The following is a 15,992-nucleotide window of genomic DNA, read 5'->3' as shown; positions in this document are numbered from 1 at the left end:
GCCCATGTCCCCGGAATATGATGCCTATGACAGTTCGGGCCGCCTGTTAGCGGAGGAACGGGCGGGGGACAACGCACCGCCGCTGTCGGTCAGCGAATTGTCGGCGTCGCTCAAGCGCACGGTCGAGGAACGGTTCGGCCATGTGCGGCTGCGCGGCGAGATTTCCGGGTTCAAGCGGGCGGCATCGGGGCATCTCTATCTGGCGCTGAAGGACGACAATGCCGTTATCGACGGGGTGATGTGGAAGGGCGGGGCGCAGCGGCTGGCCTTTGCCGCGCAGGACGGGGTGGAGGTGATCGCCACCGGCAAGCTGACCACCTATCCCGGCCGGTCGAAATATCAGATCGTCATCGAGCGCATGGAACTGGCGGGCGAAGGCGCGCTGATGGCGCTGCTGGAAAAGCTGAAGGCAAGACTAGCGGGTGAAGGCTTGTTCGCTGTCGAGCGCAAGCGCCCGCTGCCGTTCCTGCCGCGCACCATCGGGGTGGTGACATCGCCGACCGGGGCGGTCATTCGTGACATATTGCATCGGCTGGCGGATCGTTGCCCGACCAATGTGCTGTTGTGGCCCGTGCTGGTGCAGGGGTCTGGCGCGGCGGAGCAGATCGCGCGCGCGGTGCGCGGCTTTTCCGCGATGGAGGCGGGCGGCCCTGTGCCGCGTCCCGACCTTGTCATCGTGGCGCGCGGTGGCGGGTCGATCGAGGATCTGTGGAGCTTTAACGAAGAAGTCGTCGTGCGCGCGGTGGCCGACTGTTCCATACCGATCATATCGGCGGTGGGGCATGAAACCGATACGACGCTGTGCGACCATGCCGCCGATCGGCGTGCGCCCACGCCCACGGCGGCGGCGGAAATGGCGGTGCCGGTGCGCGCGGAATTGCTGGCGGGCCTGACGGAAATGGGTTTGCGGTCCGGGCGGGCCGTGCGGCGCGGCGCGGCGCAGGCGCGTGAGCGGCTGGACATGCAGGCGCGGTTGATGCCGACGCCGGACATGCTGCTCGCGCCGCAGCGACAGCGGCTCGACCAGTTGTCGGATGCGCTCAACAGCGGTCTGCGGCACCGGCTGGCGGATGCGCGCGCGCATCTGGGGCAGGCGGGCGGGGCGTTGCGCCCGGCTTTGCTGCAACAGCATCTGGCGCGCGCACGGGAGCGGCTGGATCGGTTGCGCCCATGGCCCGATTTCCTGACGCGCGCGCTGACCGATCGCGCCACAGCCTTCGATCGCGTGTCGCGGCATTTCGCTTCGCTTGACCCGGACTTGCCGCTGGCGCGCGGCTATGCGCGGGTGATGGCGCAGGGGCGTTTGATCCAGTCGGTTGCGGCGGCGCAGGCGGCGGGTGCGGTGACGCTGCATTTTCGGGACGGGACGGTCGATGCGGCGGTCGGCGGTGACGGCGCTCGGCTTGAGAAGCTGGAGCCGCAGGTTATATCTGCGCCATCGCGTTCGCCTCGCAAATCCCGCGAGGACGGCACGATGCAGCAGGATCTCTTCTCCTCCTGAAAATTGCACAGGCATAAAGGTCGCAGCCCCATGCTCATGTCCAACGGCGATCGTATCGCCCGGCTTCATTATATGGCCTACAGCTTTCGCGTGCTGACGCCGGGCGACCATGTGCTGTGCGCTGTCACCGGCCAGCGGATCGCGCTCGAAGACCTGCGTTACTGGAGCATCGCGCGGCAGGAAGCCTATGTTAACGCCGAGGCATCGACACAGGCGCAGCTCAGGCGGGCGGGCGTTCGATGAGGCTGCATATGGTCGCGGCGCTGGGTATCGCGCTGGCTGGATCGGCGATGGCTGTAGCGCAGGTCCAGATTCCCGTCAGCAGTCAGCCGGCCAGCGACTTTCGCCTGACCGGGCCGATGGTTCAGGGCGGTGTCCTGCTGGGCTTTGCGCCGACTGGCACGGTGGCGCTGCGCCTGGGGGATCAACAGGTGCCGGTCGATGCCGACGGGCGATTCCTCATCGCCTTTGATCGCGACGCAGGGCCGTCCGCGCACCTCACCGCACGGTTGCCCGACGGTCATATGGTCGAACGGACATTGATAGTTGCGCCGCGCTACTGGCGGATCGAGCGGATTGACGCGCCGATGCGCCCGACCAGAAGCACGGAGGCGTTTCTGGCGCTGCGCAAGCCGGAATTGGCGGCGATCGCGGCCGCGCGGGCGATGCACACCGATGCGCAGGGGTGGCGACAAAGGTTCATCTGGCCGCGCACCGGGCGCCTGTCCGGCCTTTTTGGATCGCAGCGCGTCTATCAGGGGCAGCCGGGTGCCTATCATGGGGGCGTCGATGTGGCAGGCGCGACCGGGGAGCCTGTGGTCGCTCCGGCAGCGGGCGTCGTGATCCTGGCGGCGGACAAACCCTTCTCGCTGGAGGGCAATCTGCTGATGATCGACCATGGTCATGGCCTGAACAGCGCGTTCCTGCATTTGTCGCGGATCGACGTGAAGCCGGGACAGGTTGTTGCACAAGGGCAACGCATCGGCGCGGTCGGCGCGACCGGGCGCGCGACCGGCCCGCATCTGCATTGGGGCATGATGTGGGACGGCGCGCGAATCGATCCGCTGCTGCTGGCCGGGCCTATGCCCTGATCAGCCGATCCGCTTGATCCGCACGGCCCGACCGCCCTCGATCTTGCTCATGAAGCTGCCCATGGCGGCGCGCTTGATCTCGATGGACTGGCCGGGCTTGGGCGAACCGTTTGTGATCGCTTCGGTCGTCGCCCATTGCGCGCCGTCCTCCAGCCCGATCTGCCATTTGCCGTAACCCAGGTTCCGGACCGACGCGATGGTCGCCACGATGTGGCTGAAGCCTTCTTCCTGTTCCTGTGTCTTATCCTCATCTTCGCCACCACCCAGGAAGGGCAGCTTGGGGAAGGAAAAGCCGAACAGGGTCTTGCGCGTCTTGTTCAACTCGCCCTTGTCCAGCACGACCACCTCGTCGCGCTGCGCTGCGCTCTCCATCGCGCCGACCTGCCGATCGAAACAGGTCAGGCGCTGAGCGTCGTCGGTGATGCCGCGACATTTCAGCAGGTCGGTGAAAATTTCCGGGCGCGGCTGTTGCCGTTGTGACGCAGCCTGCGCGTGCGGCGCAATCGCCAGCAGCGGCAGCAACAAAATCCCGGTCAGCGCGTTCTTCATCCTGATCGTCTCCTTCCCATGACCCTCTATAGCGGCCACCATGCACCCCGCAGGCGGGACGTCAACCGCCTTGGAAAGGCGCGCGTCAGGCTATTCCACGTTATAATCGATCGAGCCTTGCGCATCTGCCCGCACCATAACTGCATGAGCGTCCAACAGCGTGAAACTATCTTGCTATCCAGCCGTAAAACAGCTGTATCCGATGCTTGTTGCATTTATGATACAGGCTTGACCAAAAGCGGTGCAACACGATTTCCCATGCTTTACAGGTGCCCGCGCCCCGCGCAGTTTCGCCCGATCCATATGGGGGGATCGCTGTCGGGCACCTTGTCCCCCCGTAGGAGATTGAATGGCAGGCCATCTGCCAAACTCCAGAGCAAGGGACTGGACCGTGAAGACATTTTCAAAGAGGGCACTTCTGCGTGCCAGCGCCGCACCGGCGATTATTGGTGCGTCGCTGATCGCAACCGTTGCGTTCGCGCAAGACACCGCGCCGCAGGCTGCCGAAGCGGATGCAGGCGACACCATCGTTGTCACCGGCTCGCTGATCAAGAACCCTAACCTGGTCCGTTCGACCCCGGTTACGGCGACCACCGCCGACCAGATCGAACTGAAGCAGAACAACACCGCTGAAGAAGTTCTGCGCGAAATTCCGGGCATCGTTCCCAGCATCGGTTCCGCGGTCAATAACGGCAACGGCGGCGCTTCGTTCGTCAACCTGCGTGGCCTGGGTTCCAACCGCAACGTCGTGCTGATCGATGGCAACCGTCTGGTTCCTGCCGAACTGAACGGCCGTTTCGACCTTAACAACATTCCGCTCGCACTGCTGGAGCGCGTCGAAGTGCTGACCGGTGGTGCATCGACCACTTATGGCGCGGATGCCATTTCCGGTGTGGTCAACTTCATCACCAAGTCCGACTTCTCGGGCCTGGAAGCCAACCTGGCCAACCAGATCACCGAACAAGGTGATGGCCATTATGTTCGCGCCGATCTCACGTTGGGCGCCAATTTCGACGACGGTCGCGGCAATGTAACCTTCTCGGTCGGTTATCAGCAGTCCGATCCGGTCTATCAGGGTGATCGCCCCTATTCGGTTTCGGCGATCGATTCGTTCACCGGCCTGGGCGGCGGTTCGGGCACGTCGACGCCTTCGCGCTTCACCAACGTGAACACCACCGGTGCTGATTCGATCACCACAGGTTGCGGTGCAGCCGGTCAGGTTGCGTGCAACACTGTTCAGGGGAACCGCCAGGTAACTGCTGCCGGTGGCGCTTTCCGTGGCACTTCGGCTTTCGACGCCTATAACTTCAACCCCTTCAACATTTTCCAGACGCCGTTCGAGCGCTTCAACATGTACGGTGCGGGCCGTTACGAAGTCAGCGACGCCGTGGAAGTCTATACACGCGGCGTATTTTCCAAGAACACCGTCAGCACGATCATTGCGCCGTCGGGCACGTTCGGCATCTCGGTCGCCATTCCGCTCAGCAACCCCTATTTGTCGGCTGCGCAGCGTAACGCATTCTGCGCGTTCGACACCAACCCCGGTGTTGGCTACACGGCACGCTTCACGCCTGCACAATGTGCTGCTGCCGCGACCGCACAGCCGACGCTGGCCGATGGCACTGCCAACCCCAACTATCGCACTGTCACGACCACGCTGTCGCGCCGTGCGACCGAACTGGGTCCGCGCGTTTCCGATTTCACCACCACCTTCTTCGACTATCGGATCGGCGCCCGTGGGGGTATCACCGACTCGATCGACTGGGATGTGTCGGGTGCTTATGGCGAATCGGAAAACGTCCAGACGCAGCAGGGCTACTGGTTGAACTCGCGCGTGCGTCAGGCGCTGCTCGCGACCAACACCACGACCTGCATCACCGACACCAACGGCTGCGTTCCGCTCAACGTCTTCGGCCCTGATGGTTCGATCACGGCTGACCAGAATGCTTACCTGACCGCCAACAGCCAGATCATCACCAAGACGACTCTGGCGCAGGCCAAGGCGACGATCAGCGGCGACGCAGGCTTTGCGGCTCCATGGGCAAGCGATCAGGTCGCTTTCGCGATCGGTGGCGAATATCGCAAATACGGCGCCAGCCAAGAATCCGATCTGCTGTCGCAGTCGGGCGATCTGGGCGGTGCTGGCGGTGCGGCTCCGAACATTGACGGTGGCTATGAAGTCTATGAAGCCTTTGGCGAACTGATCCTGCCGCTGGTGCAGGACAAGCCATTCTTCCAGGATCTGACGCTCGAAGCCGGCATCCGTTATTCGGACTACAAGATCGATGCGGCAGGTGCATCGGGTTACAACACCACCACCTGGAAGGCTGGCGGTAGCTGGACCCCGGTTGAAGGCATCAAGGTCCGCGGTAACTATTCGCGCGCTGTTCGTGCTCCGAACATCGCCGAACTGTTTGCGCCGCTGAACACGACGCTGACCAACCTGGACCAGGATCCCTGCGCCGGTTCGGCGCCGGTTCAGAATGCCAATCTGCGTGCGGTCTGTATCGCTCAGGGCGCACCTGCGTCGCTGATCGGTTCGATCATCAACGATCCGGCTGGCCAGGTGAACACCACCGGCGGTGGCAACCTGAACGTTGGTCCTGAAAAGTCGAACAGTTACACCATTGGTGCGGTAATTCAGCCGGCTCCGGGCCTCAGCCTGACGGTCGATTATTACAACATCAAGATCACGGGTGCCATCACCAGCCCGACGCCTGATGACGTCGTCGACGCCTGCTTTGGCAACGTCACTGCGGCCAGCGCTACCGACCCGGCCTGTACGGTTATCCGTCGCGATCCGGCCACCGGCACGCTGTTCGGTGAAGCCGCCGTCGCACCCGGCCTGTTCCAGCCTTTGTCGAACCTCGGCAAGCTGGCAACGGACGGCATCGACGTTTCGCTGAACTACAACAAGGACCTGGGCTTCACCAACTGGGCGCTCAATGCCACCGGCAACTGGACGAACAGCTCGACGTTCCAGGCGACTCCGACCTCGATCAACCGCGAATGCGTTGGCCTCTATTCGGTCAACTGTGCGTCGATCCAGCCGGAATTCTCCTGGTCGGTGCGCAACACCTTCAGCTTCAAGTCGTTCGACGTGTCGCTGCTGTGGCGCTACATCGACGGCGTGAAGTATGAAGACGGTGACGCCTTCGTCGGTACGCTGAACGGCAAGCAGGTGGACTTCAACTCCATCCCGGCCGAGCATTATTTCGACCTCACCAGTCGTTTCCATGCTTCGGACGAGGTGACGATCACCATGACCGTGCAGAACCTGCTGGACAACCAGCCTAAGGTCGTCGGCAACTCGATCGGTTCGACCAGCTACAACAGTGGCAACGTCTATCCATCGACCTACGACACGCTGGGCCGTCGTTACACGATCGCTGCCAAGCTGCGCTTCTGATCCTGATCGATCAGGCATGAAAAGAAAGGGGCCGGTGGTGACACCGGCCCCTTTTCTTGTGAGCGTCATAGTAGGAAGGCGCTCGGCAAGCGGAGGTTCAGTCCAGCAGCGGCCTTGGCAGCGTTAGCGCGATGCCCGCATTGTCGGCTACTACGCGCGCCCAGTGGGCGACCTTCTCAACTTCGTCGGCATGCTGCTCCAGCCCCCGCTGTGCGTCCTGCGCGCGCTGGCCTTCGCCGAACGACCCGCCGGTCTTGGCGTCGCGGGCAAAGATCGGTCCCTGCGCAATGGCGTCGGTCGTCGCTCGGTCCAATGGCAGTCCGAACAGCGCACATAATGCCGCAAGACTATCCTCTGGCCGCGCGATCAGCATGTCGCTGTCGAGCGTCGCGACACGCGGCCCCAGCCGGTCGCACAGCATCCCAAACTGCTGCTGCTGCGCCAGCCATCCGGCAGCGGCGATCTGTATGTCAGTCAGGCCCAGATAGTCTGCGGGCGCGATGCCCAGTTGGCCCAGCATCCCTTCCTTCATCAGCTTGCCAAACAGGTCACGTACCCACAATCGTCCGGCCAGCCCCTTGCGCGCGATCGAGGCGAGGTAGGCGTCGAGAGGGGCATGGAGCAGCAGGGCGCGCGCATCGGGTCGCAATCCCATGATGGCGGGGATCAGCGGGTTGATGAGGTTGGAGGGCTTCACGACCACCGCTTCGCCTGGCGCGAAGGGACGCGCCAGCAGGCGCAAGCTTTCGTCGAGCACGCGTGCGACCTCCGGCCCCTTGGCCCCGCGATGGCGCCATCCGACCAGGTCGTTGAGTAACACCGGTTCTTTAAGGCCCATCGCGAAGCCCGGAATGTCGAACGCGGCGGCCAGCAGGGTAGAGCAGCAATAGGCGGAGTGAAACAGGAAATGTATCGGCGCGGGGGGCGTCGCGATGGCCATCGCGTCTTTGCGCCCTACGACGACGGGATCCCCGGCACCGGTCAGATGCATGTCCGTCAGGAACGGCACCTGGGCATGGCGTGGGCGAGGCACATACAGCATGTGAAAGGCGTCGTGCCCCGGATCATAACGGTGCGCCAGCCATTGGGCGCTGGCCATGACGTCGGGCACGGGCGGGAAATCGGCGCTCATGGCCAGCAGCCTTGGCATGGGCGCATGCGTCGCACAAGATAGGTCCGATATCGCTGCCCTGCCCCTTGCCAGCATCATGACTTGTGATAGCGATGAGCGGGCAGAAGGGGTTTTTGGATGGACGCGAGCGTAGAGCGGTTGTTGCAACAGGCGGGCGAGGCACGGCGGCAGGGGCGGGTCGCCGATGCGCAACGGGCGGTGGCGGGAGCGTTGGCTCGCGCGCCGGACATGCCGCAGGCGCGCAATCTGGCAGGCATGATCGCGCTGGACCAAAGCGACTTTGCGACCGCGCGCAACCATTTCCTGGCCGCGGCGCAGGCCGATCCGGGGGAGGCGGCGCTGTGGATGAATGTCGCTTCCGCGCAGCGTGGACTGTCCGATGCGGCGGGCGAAAGGCTGGCGCTGGACCGCGCGCTCGCCATCGACCAGCGCAACCTGATGGCGCAGATCCGCATGGCCCAGTTGCAACAGCGACTGGACGAGCGGCAGGGGGCAAGCGACAGCTGGATCAAGGCGCTGGCGCTAGCCGCAGCGCTGCCTGATATGCCGCCCGCTCTGGCCGACACGCTGGCAGAGGCGCGCGCTTTCGTCGCCGATCATCAGGCGCGGTTCGCTGGCTTTATCGAAGCGGGTGTCGCGCCGACGCTGGCGCAAGCCGACCCCTTGTCGCAGCGGCGCTTCAATGCCTGCCTCGACCGGGAGTTCGGGCGGCGAACCATCTACCACAATCACTGCTCTGGCCTGCATTACCCTTTTCTGCCCGCAGACGAATATTTCGATCGTGACCATTTTCCCTGGATGGCGGAACTGGAGGCGAAGGCCGACGCGATCCGTGCCGAATTTTTAGCATTAGTGGAGCGGGACGGCGGGGCTGTGCGCCCTTATGTCAGGCAAGATGCGGGAACGCCGCAGAATAAGTGGACTGCGCTCGATGGCTCGCTCGACTGGGGCGCGGTGTTTCTATGGGAATATGGCGTGCGCAACGAAGCGATCTGCGCCGCCTGTCCGCAAACGGTCGCTGCGCTCGAAGCGCTGCCGCGCGCCGACATTCCCGGTCGCGCGCCGTCGGCCTTCTTTTCGCTGCTCAAATCGCACAGCCATATCCCCGCGCATACGGGTGTCACCAACAGCCGGACGATCATTCACTTGCCGCTGATCGTGCCGCCCGGTTGCAGCTTCCGTGTCGGCGGCGAAACCCGCGTCTGGGAAGAAGGGCGCGCGTTCGCCTTTGACGATACGATCGAACATGAAGCGTGGAACGAGAGCGATCATTTGCGGGTGGTGCTGATTTTCGACGTGTGGAACCCGCATTTGTCTCTTGCGGAACAACAGCTATTGAAGCAATTCTATGCCACGGCCGATGCGAGCAAGACGATATCCGTCCTGCCGCGCATCTGATCGACGGCAAGGACGCCCGCGCATGTCGCGCAAGGAGCGCCGCTGGCTTTTCTGGGAGAATCATAATGCAGGTCATCAAGGCGCTTTGGGCATCCAGCCTCATCCTCGTCGCGTTGCCCGCGCTGGCGCAGGAAAAGCCACCGCTGGACAAGAATGATCCCAACGCCACGCGCTGCCGCAAATTCCTGATCACCGGATCGCTGGTGAAGAAGGAGCGCGTCTGCCGCACCAACGCCGAATGGCGCAAGGTCAGCGAGCAGCAGAACCGGGACGCGGACGACCTGATCAGCCGCAGCCGTGCGGGCATGAACCCCAGCGGTTGAAGGCGGTCCTGCTCGTTACCCCTTCGCAGGGGGAACGAGCAGTCCTTTAATCAGCGCACGTCCAGCGTCAGCGCGCCGTCGCCATCACCGACGGTCACGCTCGATCCATCCGGCACCTGACCGCGCAGGATCAGGTCCGCGAGCGGGTCTTGCAGATAGCGCTGCACCGCCCGCTTCAGGGGTCGGGCGCCATAGACCGGATCATAGCCGACCCGGCCCAGCCACGCCCGTGCGCCATCGGACAGGTCGAGTGTGATCTTGCGATCCTTGAGCAGCTTCTGAACCCGCGCGACCTGAATATCCACGATCGGGGCCATATGACTCGCGCCCAGGCGGTGGAACAGGATCACTTCGTCCAGCCGGTTGAGGAATTCGGGGCGGAAATGGCCGCGCACGATGTCCATTACCTGATCCTCGACCTTTTCGACCGGCTCGTCATCACCCAGCGATGCGATATATTGGCTGCCCAGGTTCGACGTCAGCACGATGATCGTGTTGGTGAAATCGACCGTCCGCCCCTGACCATCGGTCAGGCGTCCGTCGTCCAGCACTTGCAACAGGATGTTGAACACGTCGCCATGCGCCTTCTCCACCTCGTCGAACAGAACGACCTGATAGGGACGGCGGCGCACGGCTTCGGTCAGCACGCCACCTTCTTCATAGCCGACATAGCCCGGAGGCGCGCCGATCAGACGGGCAACGCTGTGCTTTTCCATGAATTCGCTCATGTCGATGCGCACCATCGCGCTTTCATCGTCGAACAGGAAGCCAGCCAGTGCCTTGGTCAGTTCGGTCTTGCCCACGCCCGTGGGGCCGAGGAAGAGGAAGCTACCCAGCGGCCGGTTGGGGTCCTGCAATCCCGCGCGTGCGCGGCGCACCGCAGTGGACACGGCGTGGACGGCATGGGCCTGCCCGATGACGCGTTTGCCCAGCGTCTCTTCCATCGCCAGCAGCTTTTCGCGCTCGCCAGTCAGCATGCGTTCGACCGGAATCCCGGTCCAGCGGGCGACGACGCCGGCGATATCCTCCGCCGTCACTTCTTCCCGCAGCATCGCGCCTTCCGATGCGGTTTCCGCTTCGGCGAGCCGCTTTTCGAGTGCGGGGATGGAGCCGTAGGACAGCTCGCTCATCTTCGCGAGATCGCCCGCGCGCTGCGCCTGCTCCAGTTCAAGCCGGGCGGCGTCCAGCTGCTCCTTGATCTTCGCTTCGCCTGCGATCTTGTCCTTTTCCGCCTGCCAGCGTTGGGTGAGGGCGGCGGATTGCTCCTCCAGACCCGCAAGATCTGCCTCCAGCGTCGCGAGACGGTCCTTCGACGGCTGGTCGCTTTCCTTCTTCAGCGCTTCCCGCTCGATCTTGAGCTGGATGATGCGCCGGTCGAGATTCTCGATCTCTTCGGGTTTGGACTCCACCTCCATGCGCAGGCGAGAGGCGGCTTCGTCCATCAGGTCGATGGCCTTGTCCGGCAGGAAACGGTCGGTGATGTAGCGGTTGGACAGCGTCGCGGCGGACACGATCGCGCCGTCGGTGATCCGCACGCCATGGTGCAGTTCGTATTTTTCCTTCAGCCCGCGCAGAATGGAGATGGTGTCCTCCACCGTGGGTTCGCTGACGAACACCGGCTGGAACCGCCGCTGGAGCGCGGGGTCTTTTTCGACATATTTGCGATATTCGTCCAGCGTCGTCGCGCCGATGCAATGGAGTTCGCCGCGCGCCAGGGCAGGCTTGAGCAGATTGCCTGCGTCCATCGCGCCTTCGGATTTGCCAGCGCCGATCAGCGTGTGCATTTCATCGATGAACAGCACGACGTGACCCTCGGCGGCTTTCACTTCGTCCAGCACGCCTTTGAGCCGTTCCTCAAACTCGCCGCGATATTTTGCGCCAGCTATCAGCGACCCCATGTCGAGCGCCATCAGCGTACGGTCTTTGAGCGTATCCGGCACGTCGCCATTGGCGATGCGCAGTGCCAGCCCTTCCGCAATCGCGGTCTTGCCGACGCCGGGGTCGCCGATCAGCACGGGGTTGTTCTTGGTCCGGCGCGCCAGAATCTGAATGGTGCGGCGGATTTCCTCGTCCCGACCGATCACCGGGTCCAGCTTGCCGTCGCGTGCCGCCTGCGTCAGGTCGCGGGCGAATTTTTTCAGCGCGTCATAGCGGTCCTCCGCGCCTGCCGTGTCGGCGGTGCGGCCCTGACGCAGGCTGTTGATCGCGCCGTTCAGCGCGTCCGCCTTCACGCCCGCTGCGGCCAGCGCCTTGCCCGCCGTCGTCGTGGTCGCCAGCGTCAGCGCGAGCAGCAGCCGTTCGACAGTGACGAAACTGTCGCCCGATTTGGCCGCGACCTGTTCCGCGCTGTCGAGGACGCGCACGATGTCATTATCCAGCCCCGGCGTCTGCTGAGCGCCGCTGCCCGATACCGATGGCACCTTGGCCAGCGCGGCGTCCGTTTCGCGTAGCGCGGTTGGCGCATCGCCGCCCGCCGCCTTGATCAGGCCCGACGCCATGCCCTGCTCATCCTCCAGCAGCGCTTTTAGCAGATGTTCCGGGCTGATCCGCTGATGGCTCATGCGGATCGCGACGGTTTGCGCCGATTGCAGGAAGCCTTTGGCGCGGTCGGTGAATTTTTCTAGGTTCATAGGATTGCCCTTGGATAAGACTGGTCTCGATGTAGTGTTGCCAATTGGCAACACAAGGGGGCGGCGAAACCTTTTCCCTTTTCATGTCGCCAACCATCCTACTCCGGAACGATGCATATTGCGCGGCCCCCATGCCCCGCTATGCTGCGCGCCATGGCGGCCCGCCTTCCCATCAGGTCGCACGGTCCGTCGCTCCTGCCTTGAGGCCCATAATGACTCTTTCTTCCCTGTCGCGTTGCCTGCCCCTGTCGATCGGTCTTTCCGTTCTGGCACTTGCCCCCGTGACGCAGGCGCTGGCCCAGGGCGCTACTGCCACGGCAGCGCCCGCGCCCCTGTCCAGCCTGGTGGCGGCGGTCGACATTCCCTATGCGGAGTTCACGCTGAAAAACGGCCTGCGCGTCATCGTTCATACCGATCGCAAGGCGCCGGTGGTGGCCGTGTCGGTCTGGTATCATGTCGGATCGCGCTTCGAACCGGCGGGCAAGACCGGCTTTGCGCATCTGTTCGAACATCTGATGTTCTATGGTTCGGAAAATGCCGATGGTCCCTTCTTCGGGCGGCTGGAGGATATCGGCGCGACCGACTGGAACGGGACGACATGGTTCGACCGCACCAATTATTTCGAAACGGTGCCGACCGGCGCGCTGGATCGGGCGCTGTTTCTGGAATCCGACCGGATGGGCCATCTGCTGGGCGCGGTGACGCAGGCCAAGCTGGATGCGCAGCGCAGCGTCGTGCAGAATGAAAAGCGGATGGGCGAAAACGAGCCTTATGGTCTGGTCGAATATGCGCAGCTCGACGCGATGTTGCCAGCCGGCCATCCCTATCGCCATTCGACCATCGGATCTATGGCCGACCTGAATGCCGCCAGCCTGAGCGACGTGCAGAACTGGTTCAAGACGCATTATGGCCCGAACAATGCCGTGCTGGTGCTGGCCGGTGACATCGACGTGCCGACCGCCAAGAAAAAGGTCGAGCGCTGGTTCGGCAATATCGCCGCTGGTCCCGCGCCCAAGGATGTCGATGCGACAGTGCCGACGTTGGGGAAGGACGTGGACAAGGCGATGCAGGACAATGTCGCCGCCACGCGCCTGTATCGCAACTGGATCGTGCCGGGCGTTAACGGGGCGGACCTGCCCGCGCTGGATATCGCGCTGTCTGTGTTCGGGGGGCTTGGCTCCTCGCGCCTTTACACCACGCTGGTGCGCGAAGAGAAAGTTGCGGTCGGGGTGAAGGCGAGCATCCAGCCGTTCGAGAAACTGAGCATTGCCGAAATCACGGTGGACGTAAAGCCGGGCGTCGATGCGGTTGCGGTGGGCAAGCGGCTGGACGCGCTGCTGGCCGATTATCTGGCCAAGGGACCAAGCGCCGACGAGGTGCAGCGCGCCGCGACGCAGGAGGTTGCGGGGACGATCTCAGGCCTGGAGCAGGTCGGCGGTTTTTCGGGCAAGGCGGTGACGCTGGCCGAGGGCGCAGTCTATTCCAACGATCCGGAAAAATATAGCAAGGATTTGGCCACCTATGCTGCCGCTACGCCTGCGCAGGTGAAGGCGGCGGCGCAGAAATGGCTGGGCCGTCCGGTATTCCGCCTGACCGTGTCACCGGGCGAACGATCGGCGGCGGACAATGCGCTGGCGGGTAATGCAACGATGAGGCCCGCCTATTTTCGCGATCCCGCTGCGCCTGCCCCGGTGGCAGCGACGCCGCCAGCGCCCGCCAGGATCGCCGAACCACCGATCGAGCCAGTCGCCGACCTCGATTTTCCCACGGTCGAACATGCGACCCTGAAAAACGGTATCCCGGTATCGTTCGCGCGTCGGGCGACGGTGCCGACAGTGCGGGTGTCCGTGGCGTTCGACGCGGGCAATGCAGCGGATGACAAGGCGAAGCTGGGGACAGCGGCGCTGACTACCGCGCTGCTGGACGAAGGGACGAAGAACCGGACTTCGTTGCAAATCGCGCAGGAACAGGAACGGTTGGGCGCTTCAGTCAGCGCAGCCAACGGCATGGATCGCACATCGGTCGGCCTGTTCGCGTTGAAGCCCAATCTTGATGCGTCGCTGGGTCTGCTGGCCGACGTGATCCGCAACCCCGCCTTTGCGCCTGCCGATGTCGAGCGGCTGCGCGGGCAGATGCTGACGCGGATCGCGGCGGAAAAGACGCAGCCGATGGCTATTGCGCAGCGGATGCTGCCCCCGCTGCTCTATGGGTCGGCGCATCCCTATGGGATTCCCTTCACAGGGTCCGGCACGGAAAGCGGCGTGAAGGCGGTGACGCGTGCCGATCTGGTGACGTTCCAGAATAGCTGGCTGCGCCCCGACAATGTGAAGATATTCGTAACCGGGGACACCAGCCTGGCCGATCTGATGCCGCTGCTGGAAAAGCGGTTCGGCGACTGGAAAGCACCCGCCACGGCCAAGGGGGTCAAGACGTTCCGCATGGATCGTATGGCCCGCCCGGCGCGGATCATATTGATCGACAAGCCGCAGAGCCCGCAATCGATGATTCTGGCGGGCGTGCTGACGGCAAAGAAGGGAATGGACAATCCCGTCACGCTGCAAAGCGCCAACGAAGTGCTGGGCGGCAGCACCACGTCGCGCCTGACCATGGACCTGCGCGAAACCAAGGGGTGGGCCTATGGCGCGGGAACGGCGCTGCCGGGCGTGAAGGATACGATCCCATTGTTGGTCTATGCCCCGGTGCAGACCGACAAGACCGGCGAGTCCATCATCGCGGCGCGCAAGGACATCACTGATTATCTGACGACCAAGGGGACGACGCCTGCGGAGCGCAACCAGACGATCAACAGCCAGATCCTGTCGCTGCCCGGCAGTTTCGAAACATCGTCGGACCTGTTGTCTGCAATGATGCGCAACGACCTGATCGGGCGGGCCGATGATTTTTACGAAACGCTGCCCAAAATCTATCGGGCGATGACCCCCGCCGATTTCGACAAGGCCGCGCGGGAGGCGATCAACGCCGATGGCCTGATCTGGGTCGTGGTGGGCGACGCGAAGCTGGTGCGGCCACAACTTGACGAGGTCGGCCTGCCAGTGGAAATGGGCACACTGGCCGATTGACGGCAACGAACAGGAGTATTGCAGATGGCACAAGTCGATGGCGCTTATGATTGCGTGGCCAAGACCCCGATGGGCGATCAGAAGGGCGTGTTTACCGTCGTTAGCAGCGGTGATCGCTTCAACGGCACCTTTGCGGGCATGATGGGGTCGCTAGACGTCGTGGATGGCAAAGTCGATGGCGACCGGCTGACCTGGAAGATGGAAATGACCATGCCGATGCCAATGACGCTGGAATGCGATGCGCAGGTGGCGGGCGATAGCGTGACCGGCACGATGCAGCTGGGCGCGTTCGGCGCGTCGGCCTTTTCCGGCACGCGGCGGGCCTGAACCGCTGGACTTCGCGGTTCGGGCGACCGACCCGGACCGCGATAGACTGACGATGTCGTGCCCATTGAAAATCGGCATTAGTTAGCTATCTAAGCAAAATGTTGACGGATACCAAGCGCGCACTCGCGCATCACATAGCCCCTGTCGCGCGCGGATGGCGCCAATTGGCCGATGCCGCGCTGGCGCAGTTCGGCGTATCCAACAGTGCGGGATGGTGCCTGATCCATCTCGACCGGCTCGGCCCGGACCTGCGTCAGGCAGATCTGGCGGACTCGCTCGACATCAGCCAGCCTTCACTGGTGCGGACGCTGGACCAGTTGCAGGCGGCTGGCTTGGTGGCGCGCACGCCGCATCCCGATGACAAACGATCCAACAGCATCGCCCTGACGCCCGAAGGCCAATTGCTGGTGGGGCGGATCGAGGCGGAACTGGACGCGTTGCGCGTGGAATTGCTGGACGGTGTGCCGGAGGCAGCGATCGAGATTACGGTCAACCTGCTCCACCTGCTGGGCCGTCGCATTGCAGAACGGCGTAACGCGGCATGAGCGCCCG

12 protein-coding genes are annotated in these 15,992 nt (G+C 63.6%); 9 read left to right on the top strand and 3 right to left on the bottom strand.

Translation table 11 applies throughout. The features are described from left to right. Window positions 1–4 precede the first annotated feature (4 nt). Genes xseA through WA070_RS10050 form a run of 3 tightly spaced genes read left to right on the top strand, consistent with a single transcriptional unit; the run spans window position 5 to window position 2,592 of the window. A complete protein-coding gene (xseA, locus tag WA070_RS10060; RefSeq protein WP_422633899.1) occupies window positions 5–1,501 on the top strand; it encodes an exodeoxyribonuclease VII large subunit in 1,497 nt (498 codons plus the stop codon). Between the two features lie 30 nt (window positions 1,502–1,531). After that, entirely contained in the window at window positions 1,532–1,744 is a 213-nt protein-coding gene (locus WA070_RS10055) for a DUF2093 domain-containing protein (protein ID WP_422633837.1), read from the top strand. Window positions 1,745–1,791: 47 nt separating this feature from the next. After that, complete coding sequence (locus tag WA070_RS10050; protein WP_422633898.1) at window positions 1,792–2,592, top strand: M23 family metallopeptidase; 801 nt, start codon at window positions 1,792–1,794, stop codon at window positions 2,590–2,592. Here WA070_RS10050 and WA070_RS10045 read toward each other — a convergent pair whose 3' ends face one another. Then, window positions 2,593–3,141 carry a hypothetical protein gene (locus WA070_RS10045; RefSeq protein WP_422633836.1) on the bottom strand — a complete coding sequence of 183 codons (549 nt, stop codon included), beginning with the start codon at window positions 3,139–3,141 and terminating at the stop codon, window positions 2,593–2,595. Between the two features lie 391 nt (window positions 3,142–3,532). Between WA070_RS10045 and WA070_RS10040 the strand changes: the two genes are divergently transcribed. Further along, window positions 3,533–6,550, top strand: a complete 3,018-nt coding sequence (locus WA070_RS10040) for a TonB-dependent receptor domain-containing protein (RefSeq protein ID WP_422633835.1) — start codon at window positions 3,533–3,535, stop codon at window positions 6,548–6,550. A gap of 97 nt (window positions 6,551–6,647) precedes the next feature. On the opposite strand, the gene WA070_RS10035 is transcribed toward WA070_RS10040, so the two are convergent. Then, a complete protein-coding gene (locus tag WA070_RS10035; protein WP_422633834.1) occupies window positions 6,648–7,682 on the bottom strand; it encodes a hypothetical protein in 1,035 nt (344 codons plus the stop codon). Window positions 7,683–7,799: 117 nt separating this feature from the next. On the opposite strand from WA070_RS10035, the gene WA070_RS10030 reads away from it, so the two are divergent. Together WA070_RS10030 and WA070_RS10025 are read left to right on the top strand one after the other, a co-directional pair. Then, window positions 7,800–9,080, top strand: coding sequence for an aspartyl/asparaginyl beta-hydroxylase domain-containing protein (locus tag WA070_RS10030; RefSeq protein ID WP_422633833.1), 1,281 nt, complete (start codon window positions 7,800–7,802; stop codon window positions 9,078–9,080). A gap of 65 nt (window positions 9,081–9,145) precedes the next feature. Beyond that, window positions 9,146–9,403 carry a hypothetical protein gene (locus WA070_RS10025; RefSeq protein ID WP_422633832.1) on the top strand — a complete coding sequence of 86 codons (258 nt, stop codon included), beginning with the start codon at window positions 9,146–9,148 and terminating at the stop codon, window positions 9,401–9,403. A gap of 50 nt (window positions 9,404–9,453) precedes the next feature. Here WA070_RS10025 and clpB read toward each other — a convergent pair whose 3' ends face one another. Continuing rightward, window positions 9,454–12,033: an ATP-dependent chaperone ClpB gene (clpB, locus tag WA070_RS10020; protein ID WP_422633831.1), complete on the bottom strand. Its 2,580-nt coding sequence runs from the start codon at window positions 12,031–12,033 to the stop codon at window positions 9,454–9,456. 212 nt (window positions 12,034–12,245) lie between these two features. On the opposite strand from clpB, the gene WA070_RS10015 reads away from it, so the two are divergent. From WA070_RS10015 to WA070_RS10005, 3 genes are all read left to right on the top strand, one after another. Next, window positions 12,246–15,113 (top strand): M16 family metallopeptidase, encoded by a 2,868-nt coding sequence (locus tag WA070_RS10015; protein WP_422633830.1) that lies wholly within the window; start codon window positions 12,246–12,248, stop codon window positions 15,111–15,113. 24 nt (window positions 15,114–15,137) lie between these two features. Then, complete coding sequence (locus WA070_RS10010; RefSeq protein ID WP_422633829.1) at window positions 15,138–15,440, top strand: hypothetical protein; 303 nt, start codon at window positions 15,138–15,140, stop codon at window positions 15,438–15,440. A gap of 98 nt (window positions 15,441–15,538) precedes the next feature. Further along, complete coding sequence (locus tag WA070_RS10005) at window positions 15,539–15,985, top strand: MarR family winged helix-turn-helix transcriptional regulator (RefSeq protein ID WP_422633828.1); 447 nt, start codon at window positions 15,539–15,541, stop codon at window positions 15,983–15,985. Window positions 15,986–15,992 lie beyond the last annotated feature (7 nt).

It is taken from the genome of Sphingobium sp. (genome assembly GCF_049304695.1).
In the GTDB taxonomy this organism is placed as follows: Bacteria; Pseudomonadota; Alphaproteobacteria; order Sphingomonadales; family Sphingomonadaceae; genus Sphingobium.
This window is presented reverse-complemented; position numbering and strand designations above follow the sequence as displayed.